Annotated in this window: 16 protein-coding genes; 14 read left to right on the top strand and 2 right to left on the bottom strand. The window is 43.7% G+C overall.

Translation table 11 applies throughout. From position 1 onward, the window contains the following. Window positions 1-7 precede the first annotated feature (7 nt). From mraY to IGK14_RS12050, 14 genes are all read left to right on the top strand, one after another. Complete coding sequence (gene mraY / locus IGK14_RS12115) at window positions 8-970, top strand: phospho-N-acetylmuramoyl-pentapeptide-transferase (protein ID WP_010749769.1); 963 nt, start codon at window positions 8-10, stop codon at window positions 968-970. Window positions 971-982: 12 nt separating this feature from the next. Then, complete coding sequence (gene murD / locus IGK14_RS12110; RefSeq protein ID WP_010749768.1) at window positions 983-2,341, top strand: UDP-N-acetylmuramoyl-L-alanine--D-glutamate ligase; 1,359 nt, start codon at window positions 983-985, stop codon at window positions 2,339-2,341. A gap of 15 nt (window positions 2,342-2,356) precedes the next feature. Further along, window positions 2,357-3,451, top strand: coding sequence for an undecaprenyldiphospho-muramoylpentapeptide beta-N-acetylglucosaminyltransferase (gene murG / locus IGK14_RS12105; protein ID WP_010749767.1), 1,095 nt, complete (start codon window positions 2,357-2,359; stop codon window positions 3,449-3,451). Between the two features lie 86 nt (window positions 3,452-3,537). After that, window positions 3,538-4,521 carry a cell division protein FtsQ/DivIB gene (locus IGK14_RS12100; protein ID WP_010749766.1) on the top strand — a complete coding sequence of 328 codons (984 nt, stop codon included), beginning with the start codon at window positions 3,538-3,540 and terminating at the stop codon, window positions 4,519-4,521. 153 nt (window positions 4,522-4,674) lie between these two features. After that, the gene (gene ftsA, locus IGK14_RS12095) at window positions 4,675-5,997 is read left to right on the top strand and encodes a cell division protein FtsA (RefSeq protein ID WP_005228814.1); all 1,323 of its coding nucleotides are present in this window, start codon (window positions 4,675-4,677) and stop codon (window positions 5,995-5,997) included. A gap of 31 nt (window positions 5,998-6,028) precedes the next feature. After that, window positions 6,029-7,273, top strand: a complete 1,245-nt coding sequence (ftsZ, locus tag IGK14_RS12090) for a cell division protein FtsZ (RefSeq protein ID WP_005228816.1) — start codon at window positions 6,029-6,031, stop codon at window positions 7,271-7,273. Window positions 7,274-7,285: 12 nt separating this feature from the next. Continuing rightward, window positions 7,286-7,957 (top strand): YggS family pyridoxal phosphate-dependent enzyme, encoded by a 672-nt coding sequence (locus IGK14_RS12085; RefSeq protein ID WP_010749765.1) that lies wholly within the window; start codon window positions 7,286-7,288, stop codon window positions 7,955-7,957. A 16-nt stretch (window positions 7,958-7,973) separates the two neighbouring features. Next, complete coding sequence (locus IGK14_RS12080) at window positions 7,974-8,627, top strand: cell division protein SepF (RefSeq protein ID WP_010749764.1); 654 nt, start codon at window positions 7,974-7,976, stop codon at window positions 8,625-8,627. A 26-nt stretch (window positions 8,628-8,653) separates the two neighbouring features. Then, the gene (locus IGK14_RS12075) at window positions 8,654-8,917 is read left to right on the top strand and encodes a YggT family protein (RefSeq protein WP_005228822.1); all 264 of its coding nucleotides are present in this window, start codon (window positions 8,654-8,656) and stop codon (window positions 8,915-8,917) included. Between the two features lie 18 nt (window positions 8,918-8,935). Then, on the top strand, window positions 8,936-9,718 hold the full coding sequence (locus tag IGK14_RS12070) for an RNA-binding protein (protein ID WP_010749763.1): 783 nt from the start codon (window positions 8,936-8,938) through the stop codon (window positions 9,716-9,718). Between the two features lie 20 nt (window positions 9,719-9,738). Then, window positions 9,739-10,494: a DivIVA domain-containing protein gene (locus tag IGK14_RS12065; protein ID WP_005228824.1), complete on the top strand. Its 756-nt coding sequence runs from the start codon at window positions 9,739-9,741 to the stop codon at window positions 10,492-10,494. Between the two features lie 497 nt (window positions 10,495-10,991). Beyond that, window positions 10,992-13,787, top strand: coding sequence for an isoleucine--tRNA ligase (ileS, locus tag IGK14_RS12060; protein WP_010749762.1), 2,796 nt, complete (start codon window positions 10,992-10,994; stop codon window positions 13,785-13,787). Between the two features lie 366 nt (window positions 13,788-14,153). Next, complete coding sequence (gltB, locus tag IGK14_RS12055; RefSeq protein ID WP_174273009.1) at window positions 14,154-18,659, top strand: glutamate synthase large subunit; 4,506 nt, start codon at window positions 14,154-14,156, stop codon at window positions 18,657-18,659. 1 nt (window position 18,660) lies between these two features. Further along, a complete protein-coding gene (locus tag IGK14_RS12050; RefSeq protein WP_010749760.1) occupies window positions 18,661-20,100 on the top strand; it encodes a glutamate synthase subunit beta in 1,440 nt (479 codons plus the stop codon). An 83-nt stretch (window positions 20,101-20,183) separates the two neighbouring features. Here IGK14_RS12050 and vanS read toward each other — a convergent pair whose 3' ends face one another. Both vanS and vanR-C read right to left on the bottom strand, forming a co-directional pair. Next, the gene (gene vanS, locus IGK14_RS12045; protein ID WP_438712311.1) at window positions 20,184-21,314 is read right to left on the bottom strand and encodes a vancomycin resistance histidine kinase VanS; all 1,131 of its coding nucleotides are present in this window, start codon (window positions 21,312-21,314) and stop codon (window positions 20,184-20,186) included. Next, complete coding sequence (vanR-C, locus tag IGK14_RS12040) at window positions 21,304-21,999, bottom strand: vancomycin resistance response regulator transcription factor VanR-C (protein ID WP_438712309.1); 696 nt, start codon at window positions 21,997-21,999, stop codon at window positions 21,304-21,306. The genes vanS and vanR-C overlap by 11 nt, the downstream gene beginning before the upstream one ends. Between the last annotated feature and the right edge of the window lie 48 nt (window positions 22,000-22,047).

The raw sequence follows: 22,047 nt of genomic DNA, 5'->3' as shown, positions 1-22,047 counted from the left end.
GAACGATATGGAATGGACAGAGATGATATTACCTTTGGCAAGTGGCTTTGCGATCGTAACAGCCGCAATGCCTTTGTTTATCGGCTATTTTCAAATGAAGAAATACGGACAGGAAATACGTGGTGACGGCCCTAAATGGCATAACGTAAAGGCTGGTACACCAACGATGGGTGGGTTTGTATTTTTGATTTCTGCAATGATCACTGCAATTTGGGTAGGGGCATGGCAAAATCAACTGACTGCTTCATTGTTCATTCTTTTGTTCATTACCTTGGTTTATGGTGCATTAGGATTTCTTGACGATTTCATCAAGATTTTCCGCAAAAGAAATATGGGCTTAAACTCGCTGCAAAAATTGATTGGACAAATTTTAGGCGGACTCGTCTTTTACTTTGTTTTTCGAGCGGAAGGCAATGCAGACGTGTTAAATTTCTTTGGGATCGATGTGCCACTGTCGATCTTTTACGGAGTGTTCGTCATCTTTTGGCTGGTCGGTTTTTCAAATGCAGTCAACTTGACCGACGGTATCGATGGTCTGGTCGCAGGACTGGGCACGATTTCTTTTTCAACTTACGCACTGATTGCTTGGCGGCAAGATCAAATCGATGTATTGATCGTTTGTCTAGCAATCATTGGCGGATTGATCGGCTTCTTTCCGTACAATCGCAAACCGGCTAAAATTTTTATGGGGGATGTCGGCTCACTGGCTTTAGGCGGTCTGCTGGCAGCAATTTCGATTCTTTTACACCAAGAATGGACCCTCTTGCTTGTCGGACTGGTCTATGTTTGTGAAACAGCAAGCGTGATGCTGCAAGTTGCCTCATTCAAATTAACGGGCAAACGAATCTTCAAGATGTCACCCATCCACCATCATTTTGAAATGAGCGGATGGTCTGAGTGGAAGATCGACACTGTTTTTTGGTGTATTGCGTTAGGTTGCTCGTTGCTCACAATAGCCCTTGTATGGTAGGAGATGAAGAAAATGAAAAAAATTAAAACATATCAAAATAAAAAAGTTCTTGTGCTAGGATTAGCGCGTAGTGGATTCAGTGCGGCCAAATTGTTACATGATTTGGGCGCACTTGTGACCGTTAATGACGGCAAGCCATTTGCTGAAAATCCCGAAGCACAAGATCTTTTGGCGTTAGGGGTCAAAGTGATCACTGGCAGCCACCCAATCGAATTATTGGATGAAGGCTTTTCGTTAGTTGTGAAAAATCCAGGAATCCCTTATTCACAGCCCCTTGTTCAAAAAGCTTTAGAGAAAAAAATTTCTGTAATCACGGAAGTGGAGCTAGCGTATCAAATCTCTGAGGCTCCGATTATCGGCATTACTGGTACGAACGGAAAAACCACCACAACGACCATGATCGCCAATGTCTTAAACGCCGGGATGCAAAAAGGGCAGGCACTGCTTTCTGGGAACATTGGGTTTCCTGCAAGTTCCGTTGCTCAAACAGCCAAAGCAGAAGACCGATTAGTCATGGAATTGTCTAGCTTCCAATTGATGGGGATCGATACTTTGCGACCAAAAATCGCCGTGATCACCAATATTTATGAAGCCCATATCGATTACCATGGCAGTCGTCCAGAGTATGTCCTAGCAAAATGGCGTTTGCAACAGCGAATGACTGCAGATGATTATTTGGTGATCAACTGGAACCAACCAGAGCTAGAAGCATTGTCGGCAAAATCAAAAGCGCAAATCATTCCTTTTTCCACCAAGGAAAAAGTAGCAGGCGCGTACATGCTTGACGGTATCCTCTATTATAAAGAAGAAGTGATCATGGCAGCTGATGAACTTGGCGTGCCAGGAGATCATAATATTGAAAATGCATTAGCAGCGATTGCTGTCGGTAAACTTTGCGATATGCCAAACGAAGCCATTAAGCAAGCGTTACAAACCTTTACAGGCGTGCCCCATCGGACTCAGTATGTCACCACCATCAATCAGGTGAAATTTTTCAATGACTCCAAAGCAACAAACATTCTAGCCACAGAAATGGCATTAGGCGGCTTTGACAATGAGAAACTGATTTTATTGGCAGGTGGTTTGGATCGGGGGAACAGCTTTGATGACTTAGTTCCCGCACTAAAAGGGCTAAAAGCCATCGTGTTGTTTGGTGAAACAAAAGAAAAATTAGCCGCTGCTGCTCAAGCAGCAGGGGTAAAAACAATTGAAATGACAGACAATGTTGAAACAGCCGTCCCATTAGCCTTTTCTTTAAGTGCTGCTGGAGATACGATTTTATTGTCACCTGCGAATGCAAGTTGGGATCAATACCCTAATTTTGAAGTTCGCGGCGACAAATTTATGGCGGCAGTAGCAGAACTTAAATAGAAATGAGTGACGGATATGAAAATACTTGTGACTGGCGGCGGTACTGGCGGACATATTTATCCAGCGTTGTCTTTCGTCGATTATGTAAAAGAGATTGACCCGACAGCCGAATTTTTATACATTGGTGCAACAAGGGGCTTGGAAAATAAAATCGTCCCTCCAACAGGTATTCCTTTTAAAACATTAGAAATCCAAGGCTTTAAGCGTAAGTTGTCCTTCGATAATGTAAAAACGATCCAACTTTTCATGAAAAGTTATTACGCAGCCAAAAAAATCATCAAGGAGTTTCAACCGGATGTGGTGATCGGCACCGGCGGCTACGTTTCTGGCGCGGTGGTCTTTGCTGCAGCGAAGTTGAAAATACCTACAATTATTCATGAACAAAATAGTGTTCCCGGAATCACGAATAAATTTCTAACCAAATATGTGGATAAAATCGCCATTGCCTTTCACGATGCGTCCCAGTACTTTCCAGCGAAGAAAACGGTGCTGGTGGGGAATCCTCGAGGTCAAGAAGTACGCAACAGTCAAAAGTCAGCGATTTTGTCTTCCTACGATTTAAATCCGGCGAAAAAGACGGTCTTGGTTTTTGGTGGGAGTCAAGGAGCACTGAAAATCAATCAAGCGATCATTGATGCGTTGCCGCTGTTTGCTCAAAAAGAGTATCAGCTTCTCTATGCGTCAGGTGAACGGTATTACAAAGAGATCGAAGAAAAAATCGGCATGTCAAAAGATGCCTTTCCTAATATCAGTATTCGCCCTTACATTGATCAGATGGCAGAAGTGATGGCAAATAGTGATTTGTTGATTGGACGAGCAGGAGCCACATCGATCGCAGAATTCACTGCATTAGGGATTCCAGCGATTTTGATTCCTAGTCCTTATGTGACCAATGACCACCAAACGAAGAACGCCCAAAGTTTAGCCAATGCAGGAGCAGTCAAAATGATTGCCGATCATGAACTAAACAGTCAAAACCTCGTGGAAGCAGTAGACAGTATCATGCAAGATGAAGCCCTTCGTAGTAAGATGGCAAAAGCCTCAAAAGAACAAGGGATCAGCGATGCCTCAGAACGATTATTTCGACTTGTGCAAGAGGTAATCAAATAGTACAATGTGTGGGATAGAAAGGAGCGATTATCATTAGTAAAGACAAAACACCTCATGATGATCAAACCCCCTCGTCAACGGAAGAGTTGACCCCTTGGCAAAAAGAAAATCTAAAGTATTTGCAAGAAAAAGGCAATCAGCCAGCTTGGTCTTCTCCTGCTCCTGAAGAAACAGAAGATACGTCCAAAGACCATGAAGACGAGCAAGAAGAAACATTTTTTGAAGCAGATGAAGTAATGGAAGAGTCCGTTGATGAGAAGGAAGCATTGCCAGAGCCAGAAAAAAAGGCCCGCTCCTTTGCTGATCGGCTGCCTAACCTAAAGGCGTATCGCAACCAAGTGTTGATTCGCCGTTTAGCCTTGATTATTGGATTGTTGATGATTCCTTTATTGATTGTTTTGTATTTCGTTTCGCCCCTTAGTCGTTTGGCGAATGTGGTCGTCAAAGGCAATCATGAAGTATCCGCAGAAGCAATTCTCGAAAATTCGGACCTAACCGTCAATGAAGAGATGTGGCCGCAATTTTTCGAACGTAATCAAAGCGTGTCTGCCATCAAAAAAGAATTGCCACGTATAAAAAATGCCTCAATTTCTCTATCTGGTATCAATCGCTTCGATATCACTGTCACTGAATTTCAAGAAGTTGCTTTACTAGCCCAAGATGGTGGCTATGCGCCGGTTTTAGAAAATGGCGTTGTGTTAGATGAAATCAGTGAGCAGCCAGTGGAAGGATTGCCGGTTTTAGAAAATTTTTCGGCTGAAGATAAAATCAAAGCAACACTTAGTGCCTATCAAGAATTAAGTTCAGAAATTCGCGATGGCGTTTCTCAAATCAAATATACCCCCCGTGACAGCAATGATGAGCTGCTGACTCTCTTTATGAATGATGGCAATCAAGTGATCGTCAACATTTCGAATATGGTGAGTCAAATGCAGTATTATCCGCAAATTGCCAAAGATTTGACCGAGGACAGTATTGTGGATATGGAAGTTGGAATCTTTACTTACCCAATTTCAAATACACAAGAAGACGATGCAGACGAAAATCAAACAGCTGATAGTGATTCTTAGGAAAAATTCAAGAGTTTTTTTCATTAACTTGTTTCTAAAAAGCGCCATTATATGGTAGAATTGGTAACAGTGAACAAATTATTCGAATGAACTCTAAAAACGGACTGTGATGGTTCGCTATATATCCAATTTAAGTAGGAGGGAACCCCATCCATGGCAAAAACGGGAATGTATGTTGGCCTTGATATCGGTACGACATCTGTAAAAGTTGTAGTAGCCGAATACGTTGACAGCCAAATGAATATCATTGGTGTAGGTAATGCAAAATCAGAAGGAATCAACCGTGGGATCATTGTAGATATCGATAAAACGGTACAAGCCATTCAAAGAGCAGTAAGACAAGCAGAAGAAAAAGCAGGAATTCAAATTCGCAGTGTAAGTGTTGGTGTACCAGCCAATCTTCTTGAAGTGGAAAATTGTCAAGGAATGATCGCTGTCAATAGTGAATCAAAAGAGATCACCGACGAAGACGTGCGTAATGTTGCCTCCGCAGCACTCGTTCGTTCTACCCCTCCTGAAAGACAGATCATTGCTATTTTACCGCAGGAATTTACCGTTGATGGTTTTGAAGGAATCAAAGATCCTCGTGGCATGATCGGGGTTCGCCTAGAAATGTTTGGTGTTGTGTATACAGGACCAAAAACCATCATTCACAACATTCGCAAATGTGTTGAAAAATCTGGTTTGATTGTTAATGAAGTAGTCATTACGCCATTAGCACTAACAGAATCGATTTTATCAGACGGTGAAAAAGATTTTGGTACGATCGTCATCGACATTGGTGGCGGCCAAACAACCACAGCAGCGATGCACGACAAGCAATTGAAATTCACCCATGTGAACCAAGAGGGCGGCGAATTTGTCACAAAAGACATTTCGACGGTTTTAAATACCTCTTTCAACAATGCAGAAGCATTGAAGATCAATTATGGGGATGCGTATCCTGAACGCACTTCAGCCAGCGAAGAATTTCCGGTTGATGTGATCGGAAAATCAGAACCAGTGAAAATCGATGAACGCTATTTATCAGAAATCATTGAAGCCCGTATGGAACAAATCTTCACCAAATCAAAAGAAGTCCTAGACGAAATCGATGGACTTGATTTACCGGGTGGCGTGATCTTGACTGGTGGCGCTGCAAGTCTTCCTGGTGTCGTAGATCTTGCTCAAGAAGTATTCGAAACAAACGTCAAGCTTTACGTTCCTAATCATATGGGACTTAGAAATCCTGTTTTCACGAATGTGATCAGTATCGTTGACTATTCGGCAAACTTAAGCGAAGTGTACCAGCTTGCCAAAAGTGCGATCACTGGTGAAAAAACAGTGGCGCAACAGCCCGTTGCTATTCAACAACAAGAAGTGCATTACGAACAATATGAAGCGCCAGAAGAAACTTATGAAGAAGCAGAAGAAGAGAAAAAAGGTGAGTCGATCACAAACCGAGTAAAAGATTTCTTCTCAAATATCTTTGAATAATCTAAAACGATTCTCAGGAGGAAGATAAATTATGGAATTTTCAATTGATAATAACATCAATGACGGCGCTGTGATCAAAGTCATCGGAGTCGGTGGCGGTGGCGGCAACGCAGTTAATCGTATGATCGAAGAAAATGTCAAGGGCGTAGAATTTATTGCAGCCAACACTGACGTTCAAGCGTTAAAAAACTCAAAAGCAGAAACAGTCATTCAATTAGGCCCTAAATATACCCGCGGACTTGGTGCGGGCTCTCAACCAGAAGTTGGTCAAAAAGCAGCGGAAGAAAGTGAAGATTCTATTCGCGAATCATTAGAAGGCGCAGACATGATTTTCATTACCGCTGGTATGGGTGGCGGAACCGGAACAGGTGCTGCACCGATCGTAGCGAAAATCGCTAAAGAAATCGGCGCGTTGACAGTCGGTGTCGTTACTCGTCCGTTTACATTTGAAGGACCAAAACGTGGCCGTTTTGCGGCTGAAGGCATCGCTAAATTAAAAGAGAATGTCGATACCTTATTGATCATCTCAAACAACCGTTTATTAGAAGTTGTTGACAAGAAAACGCCAATGCTTGAAGCATTCCGTGAAGCAGACAATGTCTTGCGTCAAGGGGTTCAAGGGATCTCAGACTTGATCACTGCACCTGGCTATGTCAACTTAGACTTCGCTGATGTGAAAACAGTAATGGAAAATCAAGGCACAGCCTTGATGGGAATCGGTGTTGCTAGCGGGGAAGAACGTGTGATCGAAGCAACGAAAAAAGCGATCTCTTCACCATTACTAGAAACGTCGATCGATGGCGCAGAACAAGTGCTATTGAACATCACTGGCGGATTGGATATGACTTTATTTGAAGCACAAGATGCTTCTGATATCGTCGCTCATGCGGCAACAGGCGACGTAAACATTATCTTAGGTACATCAATCAATGAAGACTTAGGCGATGAGATCCGTGTGACTGTCATTGCAACCGGCATTGACCCTTCAAAAAAAGAACGGGGTTCTCGCTCTAGCAGACAAAGCCAAGGTCAAATTCATTCTATCCCTCAAAAACCAACATTAGATATGGATCAAGCACGCCCAGCGCAAGCAGAAGAAAGCAATGGCTTTGGTGATTGGGATATCCGCAAAGAACAAAATGTACGACCTAAAGTAGAAGAAAACACATTTGAAAATGTAGAAAAGAAAGAATTCGATACCTTCAGCCGTGATGAAGTACGTTCGAATGATGACGACGAATTAAGCACACCACCATTTTTCCGTCGTAAACGCTAGGGGGCAGAGCACATGATTTCTGAGAACTTGCACAAGATTCAGCAAGAGATACAGGATTCCTGTGCTCTTGTTTCTAGAAATGCCAATGATGTCTGTTTGACAGCTGTGACAAAATCCGTCGATACAGAAACAACAAGAGTCCTTTTAGAAAATGGTGTGCGGGATTGTGCAGAAAATCGAGTAGAAAAACTACTTGAAAAGAAGGCAGCACTAAAGGATTATCCAGATGTCCGTTGGCATTTTATTGGCAATTTGCAACGCAGAAAGGTAAAATCAATTATAAATGAGATTGATTTTTTCCATGCGTTAGATTCAATCAAACTGGCACAAGAAATTCAAAAACGAGCAGAGCATCCGATCAACTGCTTTGTGGAAGTGAATGTTTCGCAGGAAGCAACGAAACAAGGGATTTTTGTTGAAGAGGTAATGGCTTTTATTGAAGCACTTGCTTCGTTCGACAAAATTAGTGTTGTTGGATTGATGACGATGGCCCCGCTCACTGCTTCCAAAGACGAGCAGCATCAGATTTTTAAAGAATTAAAAAGGATTCAACAACAGATCGCTGACCTGCATCTTACACATGCCCCTTGCTTAGAAACGAGTATGGGAATGAGTAATGATTTTCCCATTGCGATTCAAGAAGGTGCAACATTTATTCGTGTAGGAACAGCATTATTTCAATAAAAAAGGAGGTTGACCGATGTCGCTCAAAGAGAAACTGACCAATTTTTTTGGATTGACTGACGAAGAAGATTACTACGAAGAAACATTTGCCACGGAAGAACCGGCACGCACAGCGTCTAAACAAGCTGTGAACCAAGGAGGAGCTTTTACAGCCCCCAGAGCAACCACGAATACGTATGCATCTGGCCAAGCGGCAACACGTACAACAAGTCAACCACAAAATCAAGCCTATCAATACAGACAGCAACCACAAGCAGCTGTCTATCAACAAGCCTCAGCTGCGGCTGAACGGGTAAGACCGGTGACGAAGACGGAAGAAAAAGTCGTTCCGATGGCACAACAAAGAAGCAATACGAGAGTCAAAGAAACAAAAGCAAAAGAAACACCCGCACAAGCAGCTGGTAAAATAACGATCGTAGAGCCACGCGTCTATTCCGAAGCGATGGGGATTGCCAAGCAGGTCATCAATGGGGATGCTGTACTTGTTAATTTTCATTTAATTGAAGAGTACCAAGCTCGTCGAATAGTTGATTTTTTAACAGGAACAGTGTACGCTGAAGATGGTGATATCAAGCGTGTTGGCGATGAAATTTTTCTTTGCACGCCTAAGGGTATGGAAATTGAAGGCACTGCCCAAACATTAGCAGATACCAATTTTTTTGATATCTAAAGTGAGGAGGAACGCCAATTTTATTTTTGAGATTCGTTAAATTACTAAGTGATGCTGTTTATCTGTATACCATTTTATTAGTGATCTATGCACTTTTGTCTTGGTTTCCAGGAGGGTATCAATCCGCTTTTGGCCGTTTCTTAGCAAAAGTGTGTGAACCGTATTTGAGTTTATTTGATCGATTGAAATTAAGTTTTGCTGGTATTGATTTTACGATTGCGTTTGCAATTATCGTCTTACAGCTAGCATCACAAGCATTGATATTGATCTTACAATCAATTTTATTTTAACGTAAGGGGTGGTTATCGGTGAACGCAAATGTCTATCAACATTTTCGAAACGATGAACGCCCTTTTATTGATTCCGCTCAAGGATGGATCGAACAAGTGCAAATGCAGTATGCGCCTTACTTAACTGATTTTTTAGATCCGAGACAAGCGTATATTTTAGAAAGCTTGATTCGTCAATCAACGGATTTAAGCTTCCGCTTTTTTGGTGGTTACGAAGCTGCTGAAAGACGACGTTGTTTGATTTATCCCGATTATTATGAGCCCACCACCGATGAGTTTGACATGACTTTGTTTACGATTCAATACCCGAAAAAATTTACGGTGTTGAGTCATGGAAAAGTTTTAGGCACGTTAATGGGGACTGGAGTCAAGAGGGAATACTTTGGAGACATTCTTTCCGATGGTGAAATATGGCAAGTATTCGTTGCCGCTGAAGTCAGTCATTTTATCCAACTCCAAGTGGATAAAATCGGAAACGTATCGGTGCGCTTGGAAGAAACAAAATACACCGAGTTGATCGTTCCTAAAGATGGCTGGACCGAGGAAAGAGAAACGGTTAGTTCATTGCGTCTTGATACAGTGATCTCTGCCGTATACAACATCTCACGTCAGCGTTCGAAACAGTTGATCGAATCAGGAAAAGTAAAAGTAAACTGGACAGAAGCACTACGACCAGATTTTGTTCTGGATTTACTGGATATCGTTTCAGTAAGAGGATTTGGTCGGATTCAAATACAGGGGTTAGAAGGAACCACGAAAAAAGAAAAAGTTAGATTGTTATTAGGTGTATTACGTAAATAAATCAAAGAGGTGTATAGAATATGGCATTAACTCCATTAGACATTCAAAATAAAAACTTTTCAGTAAAAATGAGAGGATACAACCAAGACGAAGTCGATGACTTTTTGGATATGATCGTCCGCGATTATGAAGAAGCGGTTCAACGCAATCGCGAGTTAGAGAAATCATTGAAACACGCCGAAGAAAAACTAGAGTATTTCAATGAACTGAAAGACGCCTTGAACCAATCCATCATCGTGGCTCAAGATACCGCGGATAAAGTAAAAACAAGCGCAAGCAAAGAATCAGAAGTGATCGTTACGTCTGCCCAAAACCGTGCGGATGAAATGGTTGCTACTGCAGAAAAACATGCCCATGCCTTGATGACCTCAGCGGAAGAAAAAGCCAAAGAGATTTTGACGGATGCAACAGACAATGCCCGTCAATTGGCAACAGAAACAAATGACTTGAAGAAGAAAACCAGAGTCTTCCATAACAACTTATTGGTTATGTTACAAACCCAATTAGAACAAGTGAAGAGCCCCGAGTGGGAAGAGATTTTGGCGCCATTTTCAAGCTACGTGCAAGATTCCCATCAAGTAATCAGAGAAGTTTTATCAAAAGAACTTGACAGTGAAAATGGTTCTGGAGTAAACTCAGAAGCAGTGGACACATTTGATGTGGACGTTGTTGAATCAGATGAAAAAATCGTTGATGTAAGCGAAAGCCCTGAAGTGAAAACATTAGATGATGCGAGAAACTTATTAGACGAATTGAACAAAACAGATAACAACTAAGACACAGAACAGAAAAATTTCTTATATTTTTCAAGCGAGTTTGGGAGAGTGGAAGCCAAATAAAACCCTGTAAGAAATCAGATCATCTGTGAGTTGCGTTCTTTAAAGAGCCGATTATCCAAAGACTCAAGTAGAGAACGACGCCTGATCCCGTTACCGATCATCAAAGAATTGTCTAACGACAATAAAAATTTGGGTGGTACCACGAACACGTTCGTCCCTTGCCAGGGACGGACGTGTTTTTTGCTGTGAATCACTATGATTGGCTTGCGAAGCAAGACAGAATAGATGATGAACAGTACTAGGCGACCATAGGGAGCGTAGTAACCCTACTAGGAATCACTAGGATTGATTTTTAAAATCAGTGAGACCTAAACACAAGAAAGTCATGGCAACCAATCCATTTTGATACGTTCAATTGAAGCAATTGATTGGTCGAGTCAATGGATTTAGAAATTATACGGAAACGTAATGAGACGAAAAGGAGCGAAACAAGAATGAAAATGAAAGAAACACTGCATCTTGGAAAAACCGCTTTTCCAATGCGAGGCAACTTGCCGAACCGCGAAGTGGATTGGCAAAAAGAATGGGAAGAAAATCGATTGTATCAACGCCGTCAAGAATTAAATGAAGGCAAGCCAACCTTTGTCTTACACGATGGTCCTCCTTATGCAAATGGGAACATCCATATCGGACACTCATTGAACAAAATCAGTAAAGACATTATCGTACGTTCCAAATCAATGTCAGGTTTCCGTTCCCCTTATGTACCTGGTTGGGATACCCATGGTTTGCCGATCGAGCAAGTGTTGACGAATAAAGGAATCAAGCGCAAAGAAATGAGCTTGGCAGAATACCGCAAAAAATGTGAAGAATATGCTTTGACACAAGTGGATACACAAAGAGCTGACTTCAAACGTTTAGGGGTTTCTGGTGATTGGGAGCACCCATACATCACACTGACGCCCGATTATGAAGCTGCAGAAATTCGCGTTTTCGGAAAAATGGCAGAAAAAGGCTATATCTACAAAGGATTAAAACCAATCTACTGGTCACCATCTAGTGAATCATCACTAGCAGAAGCCGAGATCGAATACAAAGATGTGAAATCACCATCGATCTATGTTGCTTTCCCAGTCGCAGATGGCAAAGATTTGCTTGATTCAGATACATCTTTTGTTATCTGGACGACGACGCCATGGACCTTGCCAGCGAATCTAGGAATCTCTGTGAATCCAACCTTTGCCTATGTTCAAATCTTGGCTGATGGTCGTAAATTTGTCGTGGCAAAAGATTTATTAGAAACCGTGACGAATGAGATTGGTTGGGAATCTGTCGAAGTATTGCAAGAATTGGCAGGCGATCAATTAGAAAAAATGACGGCGCAACATCCTTTCTATGACCGTACGTCTCTGTTGATGTTAGGGGATCATGTGACATTGGATGCCGGTACTGGTTTGGTCCACACTGCACCAGGACACGGGGAAGATGACTACATCGTCAGCAAAAAATATGGACTGGATGTCTTATCACCAGTCGATAGCCGTGGGGTCTTCACAGAAGAAGCACCAGGATTTGAAGGGGTCTTTTATGACAAAGCCAATCCAATGATCACTGAGCTTTTAGAAGAAAAAGGGGCGCTATTAAAACTAAACTTCTTTACTCACAGCTATCCACATGATTGGCGGACGAAAAAACCAGTCATCTATCGGGCAACGCCACAATGGTTTGCTTCAATTGATAAGTTCCGTCAAAACATTTTGGATGAGATCGAAAAAGTAGATTGGATCATTCCATGGGGCAAAACCCGTTTATACAATATGATTCGCGATCGCGGCGACTGGGTGATCTCTCGTCAACGTGCGTGGGGTGTACCATTGCCAATCTTTTATGCAGAAAACGGCGAAGCCATCATCACACCTGAAACGATCGAGCATGTGGCAAACTTGTTTGCTGAACATGGTTCAACGATTTGGTTTGAAAAAGAAGCCGAAGAATTGCTGCCGGCTGGCTTCACGCATCCAGGCTCACCAAACGGTAAATTCTCGAAAGAAACTGACATCATGGATGTTTGGTTTGATTCAGGTTCTTCTCACGAAGCCGTGTTACGTCAACGTCCAGAATTGACGTTCCCAGCTGACATGTACTTGGAAGGTTCTGATCAATATCGCGGGTGGTTCAACTCAAGTATCACAACTAGTGTGGCGATCAATGAAGTCGCACCATACAAAGCCGTCTTGTCTCAAGGCTTCACCTTAGATGGCGAAGGCCGTAAGATGAGTAAATCTCTTGGTAATACCATTGCACCAGAAAAAGTGATCAACCAAATGGGTGCGGATATTTTGCGCCTTTGGGTCAGCAGTGTTGACTACGAAGCGGATGTCCGAGTGTCTATGGATATCTTGAATCAAGTATCAGAAGTCTATCGGAAAATTCGCAATACCATGCGTTTCCTATTAGCGAACACGAGTGATTTTGATCCAGCAAAAGACAGCGTACCATTTGAAAACTTGCGTTCTGTCGATAAATACATGATGGTTCGTTTGAATCAAACGATCAAAACGATCCGAGAAGATGGTTATGAAAAATACAACTTCTTGCATATTTACCGAACAGTCATTAACTTCTTGACAGTCGATATGTCATCCTTCTATTTGGATTTTGCGAAAGATGTCGTTTATATCGAAGCTGAAAATGATTTCCAACGTCGCGCCATGCAAACCGTCTTCTATCAAACAGCGGTTGCGTTGACGAAATTACTGACGCCGATCATTCCGCATACGGCAGAAGAAATCTGGTCACATTTGAAAGAAGAAGAGGAATATGTCCAATTAGCGGAGTTCCCTGGCTATGGTACATTTGCTAACCAAGAAGAGCTGCTTGATTTATGGCGTGCTTTCCTTGATTTCCGTGACAATGTCTTAAAAGCATTGGAAGAAGCACGTAATGCAAAATTGATCGGGAAATCGTTTGAAGCGAAAGTCACTGTTTATCCAACTGAGCCAGTTGCGGCACTACTAAAAGCTATCGATTCAGATATCGCTCAGTTGCTGATCATTTCACCGGACTTCTTAACGATCAAAGAAGCAGGTGAAGCAGCACCAGAAGCGGCCTATCAATTCGAAGACGTGGCGATCTTAGTGGAAAAAGCCGAAGGTGAAGTCTGCGAACGTTGTCGTCAAGTCCGTGTGGATGTCGGTGTAGAAGAGCAGCTACCAACACTTTGCGGCCATTGCGCAGCTATTGTCAAAGAAAACTATCCTGAAGCGGTTGCAGAAGGCTTTGAAAAATAAAAAAACGGAAAAAGATGATCCCATTGCGGGTCATCTTTTTTTTGAAATCAGTCAAGCTTGTTCCTTGAAAATGGGACATAAGCAGCTGTTTGTGACATCCAAATGAGAAAATTCGCGTTAATTGATAACGATTCTCATTTTTTTGCAATAATTTTCCGACAGTTTATTGTATAATAAAAAAACCTTATTAGACGAAGATTCCTGCCTGTGATTTACAAGTCACTATTTGTTCTATGGATTTAAGTAACCCTTGAAGGAAGAAATCAACTAGATCGGATCAAGTAAAAAAAACTTGCCAGATAGAAAATCAGGTTGTAAACTGTTAAAAATCGGAATATTCAGAATATTGAAAGAAAGTGTGATTCCATGAGTGATTTAGAGATGATGAAAACAACGAACCAAACGATGTACGATGCCGCTTTTGAAAAAGATGCTTGTGGGATGGGGTTCATTGCTCAGAAAAATGGTCATTATTCCCGAGAGCTCGTCCAAAATGCCTTAACGATGTTAGAACGGATGAATCATCGAGGGGGAACTGGCGCTGAACCTGACACGGGGGACGGAGCGGGAATCTTGATGGCGATGCCAGATCCTTTTTTTCAGCAGCGGGCAAAAGAGGCAGCAATCCCATTGCCTGAAAAAGGCGCCTATGCTGTTGGGATGTTTTTTTTACCGAAAGAAAAGCTCCGAGCAGCACAGGTCCAAGAAGAAGTAGCTAAAGATATTCAACAAATGGGTTTTACGGTTTTATGGCAGCGCGACGTTCCATATGATTATTATCAGTGTGGGCCGGGGGCGCAAAAAGTCATGCCATCTTTTGTGCAAGTCTTTATTGAAAAGCCTGTCGATGTAGCAGCTGGCCGTCCCTTTGAAGATCAGCTTTACCGGCTACGGCGTAAACTGGAAAAAACGTATCATACCGATGAGTTGTCTATCTGCAGCTTGTCCAGTAAGACAGTTGTTTATAAAGGGATGCTGCATGCCTATCAAGTTGGCTTGTTTTTCAAAGATCTTCAAAGCCCAGAAATGACTTCGAGTATTGCTTTGACCCATTCTCGCTTTTCAACGAATACCTTTCCAAGCTGGAGTCGGGCGCAACCTTTTCGTTTCTTAGCCCATAATGGCGAAATCAACACGTTACGCGGGGCGGAAAATTGGATGCATGGACATCAGATCGAAGTCTACGATGACGAAAACTCCGATTCTGCGAAGCTGGAAAATTGTATGGAATACTTGTATCGTCAAGGTCGAGACATTCCCCAAGCACTGTTGATGATGGTGCCAGAAGCGTGGTCTAAAGAAGCTGGCTTGACGCCAGAACTGACGGCTTTTAATGAATACAATGCAAGCTTTATGGCTCCTTGGGATGGACCAGCAGCTTTATGCTTTACCGATGGGGAGATGGTGGGAGCTGCCCTTGATCGTAATGGATTGCGACCATCTCGCTACTCAATCACGAAAGCTGGTTTTGTTGTCGTGGCCTCTGAGTCAGGCGTGGTGGATTTACCAGCGTCAGAAGTGATTGAAAAAGGGGTGCTTGGACCAGCAAATATGTTTTTGGTGGATACCCAAAAAGGGATGATCTTACGAAATCAAGAAATCAAAGCGCATTATGCGAATGCCTATCCTTACCAGGAGTGGCTAGCGGAACACCTATTGACACCAGAGCTGCTTCCTGGGACTGAGAAGCAGGAGGAAACAGCAGACGATGCGATCCAGACCCTTTGGAAACGAAATGGCTACACGGATGAGATCATACGCACGTTGATTTTACCAATGGCTCAAACGGGAGAAGAACCAGTGATCTCCATGGGGTTTGATTCACCCTTAGCTATTTTGAGCGAACGTCCCCAATCCTTGTTTACGTACTTCAAGCAACAATTCGCCCAAGTGACCAATCCACCCATTGATGCGATTCGCGAAAAATTAGTAATCGGTACCGAGCTTTTTTTAGGTCGAGATGGGGATGTTTCAAAGGACATCCGAATCAATTGTAATAAGCTGAAGATTGCTAGTCCTGTGTTAAAAACGAGTGAATATGAAAAGATCAAACAGTTAAATCAAAATGGTCAAAAAGCGGTTTTACAGTCGATTCTTTATGATTATGTACCAGAAAACGGGGTAGCTTTGCAACAAGCGTTAGAAGCGCTTTTTAAAGAAACGGAGCAAAAAATCGATGCTGGGGCAACGATCGTCATTTTAAGTGATCGGGAAGTCATCCAAGCGCAAGAAGGAAAAGTGGCGATTCCGATTCTCTTGGCGGTATCAGGCCTGCACAATTATTTGGTGCGAAAAGGCAAACGTTCCTTGGCATCGATCGTTGCGGATACAGCGGAAGTCTGTGAGGTCCATCATTATGCCATGTTAGTCGGCTACGGAGCAAGTGGGGTCCATCCTTATGGGGCTTACCAGACATTGGCGCATTTTGAGCTTTCAGAGAAGATCGAAAGTTACCGTAAGGCATGTGAAAAGGGCATTGTCAAAATCATGTCACGAATGGGAATCTCAACGATCGCCGGTTACCACGGGGCACAATTGTTTGAAGCGGTTGGCATCTCTGAGAAAGTCATCGCTGAATATTTTACCGGCACGGTTACCCGTATCGGTGGACTCTCATTAGCGCAAATCGAGCAAGAATATCTGACGCGTTATGAGGCAGCATATGGTGAAAAACGAATGGATTATCTTGATTCTGGCGGTAGTTTCCAGTACAAAGCCGATGGGGAGCATCATTTGTTCAATCCAAAAACGATCTATGGGTTCCAAAAGGCCGTTCGCACAGGCAGTTATGAGCTCTATAAAGAATACGCGGCGGAAATGAACCAAGAGGCATTAGACAATCCAACGACGTTACGCTCTATGTGGACCTTTGCGAACACAAGACGCAGTATTCCGTTAGCTGAGGTGGAGCCTGTCGAAACGATCGTCAAACGATTTAAAGTCGGGGCGATGTCTTACGGCTCACTAAGTGAAGAAGCGCATCGCTGTATTGCTGAAGGAATGAATGCGATCGGGGCAAAATCCAACAGTGGAGAAGGTGGAGAAAACCGAAATCGTTTCAAACCAGTGAAGGGCATTAATTATAATAGTCGCATCAAACAAGTAGCTTCTGGCCGTTTTGGTGTCAACGCCGAATATTTAATGAGTGCAGATGAACTCCAGATCAAAATGGCGCAAGGAGCGAAACCTGGAGAAGGCGGTCAATTACCAGGCAATAAAGTCTTCCCGTGGGTCGCCGAGATTCGAGGGTCTACGCCTGGTGTTCGATTGATTTCGCCGCCACCACATCACGACATTTATTCGATTGAAGATCTAGCCCAGCTGATCTATGACTTAAAAGCAATCAACCCGTATGCACGGATCAATGTCAAATTGGTTTCTAGTACGGGCGTGGGTACGATCGCTACCGGTGTCGTCAAAGCTGGCGCAGACGTAGTCGTGATCTCAGGCTATGACGGTGGGACTGGTGCTTCTCCGAGAAATTCGATCCGTGATGCTGGCTTGCCTTGGGAGATGGGGCTTGCAGAAGCCCATCAAACGTTAGCTATGAATCATTTGCGGCAGCGAATGACCTTAGAGACAGATGGAAAATTGATGACGGGTCGGGACATCGCCATTGCTGCTCTTTTAGGAGCAGAAGAATATAGCTTTGCCTCTTTAGCGCTAGTTGCGATTGGTTGTGTCATGATGCGGGTATGCAGTATCAATACATGTCCTGTCGGCATTGCTACACAGAACCCAGCGTTGCGAAAATTTTTTGCTGGAAAACCTGAGCACATCATCAACACGATGTACTTTTTAGCAGAAGATCTACGGGAAACGATGGCTGAGTTAGGCTTTCGTACCATCGATGAGATGGTAGGACATGCGGAATTGTTGACACCACGCTTCGTTGCTAAAGGCAAAGCAAAATCATTAGACTTTTCGAAGATGATTGGGACGACGATCCCAATCGAACGCAAAGTGACGGATCCATTCCTTGAGAAACGTCAATGGCCAGAATTAGATGCTTTTGCACAAGCTGCTATCGACAACAATCAAGAAATCGTGACGAATCATACGATCAATAATGTTCAACGCTCAGTCGGTGCGCGTTTAGGTGGCTGGATCGCGGAACGTTTTGGCAATTATGAAGTTACGCCAGGTCTGTTGCAGTTTACGTATCGAGGTATTGCTGGACAAAGCTTTGGGGCTTTTGCCACCCAGGGCATCCAGTTGAAACTGATCGGTGAGGCCAACGATTATGTAGCCAAAGGGTTAAGCGGTGCCCGCTTGATCATTGTGCCACCTGAAGATGCCGCTTATGACGCAGAGCATTCACCAATTGTTGGTAATGTAGCGTGCTTCGGGGCAAATCGAGGCGAAGGCTATTTCCGTGGCATTGCTGGTGAACGCTTTTGTGTCCGTAACAGTGGAGCCAATGTCGTTGTCGAAGGCGTTGGCGATCATGGCTGTGAGTACATGACTGGCGGCGTCGTGGTGATATTAGGAAAAACCGGCCGCAACTTCGGTGCTGGAATGTCCGGTGGCGTGGCGTATGTTTACGACCCCGATCAAACCTTTGCCGATAAATGCAATCGGGAAATGGTTGATTTATATCGGATTGGCGAAAGCGGCGATGACCACCAACTAAAAGAGATGATCCAGCAGCATTTCGCCTATACAGATTCATTGAAGGCGGCTGAGATCCTAGAAGATTGGGAAAATCAGAAGCACCATTTCATCAAAGTCTATCCGACAGAATACCATCAGATGATCCAAGCGACGGAGACCTTGGCGGACCAAGGGTTTGTCGGAGATGAACTTGTGACGAAAGCATTCGAAGCTGTCGTCGGTCCACAATTGACCATCCCAGGGAAGGAGCGTGACTAATATGGCAGATCCATTTGGTTTTTTAAAGTACCCAAGAGTAGAAAATCCTACCCGACCAGTGGCAGAACGAATCGAAGACTGGCAAGAATTACAGACGCCATTGCCTGAAAATGAGCGTCAAGAGCAAGCAGCACGCTGTATGAACTGCGGGATTCCTTTTTGTCATACCGGTTCTTTTTACGGGGGGCAACGAGCGGTTTCAGGTTGTCCCAATGACAACCTGATTCCTGAATGGAATGACTTGGTTTATCAAGGGCGTTTCCAAGCCGCTTTTGAGCGTCTTGCCAAAACCAACCCATTACCTGAAATGACTGGTCGTGTTTGTCCAGCTCCTTGTGAAAAAGGCTGTACCGAAGCACTGAATGGCTCGGGTGTCACGATCCACGACAATGAACGCTTTATTATCGATACTGCTTTTGAAAATGATTGGGTCAAAGCCTCGGGATTGCCTCAAGAAGCGACTGGGTTCAAAGTTGCCATCGTCGGCAGCGGACCAGCTGGTTTATCCGCTGCATGGCGCTTGAATCAACTAGGGCATCAAGTGACGGTCTATGAACGCAGTGATCGCTTTGGCGGTTTACTGATGTACGGTATTCCAAATATGAAATTAGATAAAGACGTCGTTCAGCGACGGATTGACTTGATGGCAGAGCTAGGCGTGACCTTTGTCGCTAATACGGAGGTCGGTCGTGACTTGTCAGCAGAAGAATTGGCCGCTCAGTATGATCGGGTCATCTTGGCAACAGGAGCTAGTGTTCCTCGTGACTTGAAGATTCCAGGTCGTGAATTGACTGGGGTGCAATTTGCAGTCGATTATCTGACGGAAGCAACCAAAGATGTGTTAAAGCATGGCAAAGCGGCAACCAGTAAAAAACTTGCTGGCAAGCATGTTATCGTGATTGGTGGCGGCGACACTGGAAATGACTGTATTGGTTCAGCGATTCGGCAAGGAGCCGCTTCTGTGCGTCAATTGGAGATCACGCCCCAACTGCCATTGACACGGACCGACAGCAATCCTTGGCCAGAATACCCAATGACAGCCCGCACAGGATATGGGCAAGAAGAAGCGGCTGAAGTGCTACAAACACAAGTGACGTATCATGGGGTGTCCACAACGGCCTTTATCGGCGCCGAACGCGGCCAGTTGATCGCCATCGAAACGGTCTCAGTGGATCAACAGTTTCAGCCGATCCCTGGCACAGAGCAAGTGATCAAGGCGGATTTGGTCTTGCTGGCAATGGGCTTTGTTGGTGCAGAGACCCAACTCTTCGATGCCTTTGGTGTGCGAGAAGTGTACGATGATTACACGACGAACAATGAACGAGTGTTAGTCGCAGGAGATGCCAAAAGAGGACCGAGTTTAGTCATCTGGGCGATTCGTGAAGGACGCTTAGCGGCAGAAAAAGTCGATCAAGCGTTACGATCTTTGGTGTATCAATAAGCAATCAATAAAAAACAACCTGAGCAGCTATTCCTCCTTCTGAATTAGAAGGGGAGCAGCGAAATGCTCAGGTTGTTTGCCTGTTAAGCGGTTGGTTCAGATGGATGGGGCTTTGACAGCTGTTCATTTTTTTCCATTGCTGCCTTCGGTAGGCGAATCGAAAAGACGATGGTTTCATCACGGCTTTCCGCCCAAATCTTTCCACCTAATGCTTCAACGATTTCTTTGGCGATCGGCAAACCAAGACCCGTCCCACCCGTCGCTGTTGCTCGGGAAGAATCCATGCGGTAGAAAGGCTCAAAAATCAAGCCGATCTTTTCAGCTGGGATCGTTTTTCCTTGATTGGTCAAACGAATCAGGATATCATCAGACTCGCTGATGGCTAATCGCAAAGGGGAGTTAGGATAGCTATAATTGATGGCATTGCGGATCAAGTTATCAAAAACGCGTTCCATTTTCTCCGTATCAACGGTCGCAAAGACTTTTTTCTGTAGCTGAAGTTGCCAATGGAGGTTTTTTTCTTCTAACAGCGGCAAAAATTCAAACGTCAATTGTTCCAGCATCAAGCTCAGATCCGTGGTTTCAGTTTGCAAGGCGATCGTTGTAAGATTAAAGCGGGTGATTTCGAAAAATTCGCTGATCAATAGTTCCAGCCGTTGGGCTTTTTGCAAGGCGATCTTCGTATAGCGTGCGCGTAGTTCGGTAGAAAGCTGTGGTTCCTCTTCTAAAAGCGTCAAATAGCCGATCACACTGGTCAAAGGCGTTCGTAAATCATGTGCGAGATAGACGATCAAATCATTTTTTCGTTGTTCCGCTTCTTTGGCGGCTCGTTGATCCTGTAAGTTTTTCTCTCGCAACTGGTTCATTTCTTCTTGCACATCAATCATATTGCTGGAAAGAACGATTCGCTTCGTGGGTTCGGCAATCAGTTGGTTTGTGGCTTGGATCGTTTCATTCAAATAACTGATAGCTTTACTCATATAATAAATCGTTGTGCTCACCCAAATCAGTAAGGCCCCGATGGCTAAGCAAAGAAGCCAATAGTCAGCAAAAAGACGTAAAATTTGATAAATGGGTTCATAGCCATACCAGACCCTCATTCCAGCAACGAAGCGTACTGCGAAAGGAATGATGATCAAGATCGCCATCAAGATGCCCGTGGTGATAAAGTATTGGGTCAAGAGCTTGCGGATCAATGGACTTCTATTTTTCAATGATATAGCCGACCCCCCATACGGTTTTGATTAATTTCGGTTTGCGGGGTTGTTCATTCAGTTTTTCCCGCAAACGGGCGATATGTGCCATCACTGTGTTATTGTTGTCTAGATACTTTTCTTTCCAAACTGCTTCAAAAAGGGTTTCCGAGGCAACGACCGATCCTTGGTGTTCAAATAAGTAAAGCAAGATTTTAAATTCGATGGGGGTCAAGATAACCTCTTTGCCATAAAGAAAACATTGGTGGCTGTTGATTTTCAACAGTAAGCCTTCCTTTTCGTATTCTTCAATCTTCTGGGGATTCGCTGACTGGTTGTAACGCTGGTATCGCCGCAGCTGCGTTTTGACCCGAGCAACGACTTCTAAAGGATTGAAGGGCTTGGTCACATAATCATCTGCCCCAAGGCTTAGACCGGTGATTTTATCCAAGTCTTCCCCTTTTGCCGTGAGCATCAGTACTGGGAAAAAGTGGGTCTTACGAATTTGCTGCAGCAGCTGAAAGCCGTCGATATCCGGCAGCATCACATCTAAAACCGCCACGTCGACCGTTTCTTTTTCAAGATAAGCCAAAGCGCTCGTTCCATCATAAAAAGGTTCTACTTGGAAGCCTTCATTCCTTAGAAACGTCGTGACTAACTCCGCGATTTCTTTTTCATCATCAACAACAATTATTTTTTCTGCCATCCTTGATTCACTCCAACTATCTACGATCATTTTTCATTTACACTACCA

This window comes from Enterococcus sp. DIV0970a, from assembly GCF_051711265.1.
GTDB classification, from domain to species: Bacteria; Bacillota; Bacilli; order Lactobacillales; family Enterococcaceae; genus Enterococcus_D; species Enterococcus_D casseliflavus.
This window is presented reverse-complemented; position numbering and strand designations above follow the sequence as displayed.

Excerpts from the sequence above, each read along its gene's own strand:
- vanR-C (WP_438712309.1), bottom strand. The coding sequence starts at position 21,999 with ATGGCAGAAAAAATAATTGTTGTTGATGATGAAAAAGAAATCGCGGAG.
- mraY (WP_010749769.1), top strand. The coding sequence starts at position 8 with ATGGAATGGACAGAGATGATATTACCTTTGGCAAGTGGCTTTGCGATC.
- ftsA (WP_005228814.1), top strand. The coding sequence starts at position 4,675 with ATGGCAAAAACGGGAATGTATGTTGGCCTTGATATCGGTACGACATCT.
- ftsZ (WP_005228816.1), top strand. The coding sequence starts at position 6,029 with ATGGAATTTTCAATTGATAATAACATCAATGACGGCGCTGTGATCAAA.
- murG (WP_010749767.1), top strand. The coding sequence starts at position 2,357 with ATGAAAATACTTGTGACTGGCGGCGGTACTGGCGGACATATTTATCCA.
- IGK14_RS12050 (WP_010749760.1), top strand. The coding sequence starts at position 18,661 with ATGGCAGATCCATTTGGTTTTTTAAAGTACCCAAGAGTAGAAAATCCT.
- IGK14_RS12080 (WP_010749764.1), top strand. The coding sequence starts at position 7,974 with ATGTCGCTCAAAGAGAAACTGACCAATTTTTTTGGATTGACTGACGAA.
- gltB (WP_174273009.1), top strand. The coding sequence starts at position 14,154 with ATGAGTGATTTAGAGATGATGAAAACAACGAACCAAACGATGTACGAT.
- IGK14_RS12085 (WP_010749765.1), top strand. The coding sequence starts at position 7,286 with ATGATTTCTGAGAACTTGCACAAGATTCAGCAAGAGATACAGGATTCC.
- ileS (WP_010749762.1), top strand. The coding sequence starts at position 10,992 with ATGAAAATGAAAGAAACACTGCATCTTGGAAAAACCGCTTTTCCAATG.
- murD (WP_010749768.1), top strand. The coding sequence starts at position 983 with ATGAAAAAAATTAAAACATATCAAAATAAAAAAGTTCTTGTGCTAGGA.
- IGK14_RS12065 (WP_005228824.1), top strand. The coding sequence starts at position 9,739 with ATGGCATTAACTCCATTAGACATTCAAAATAAAAACTTTTCAGTAAAA.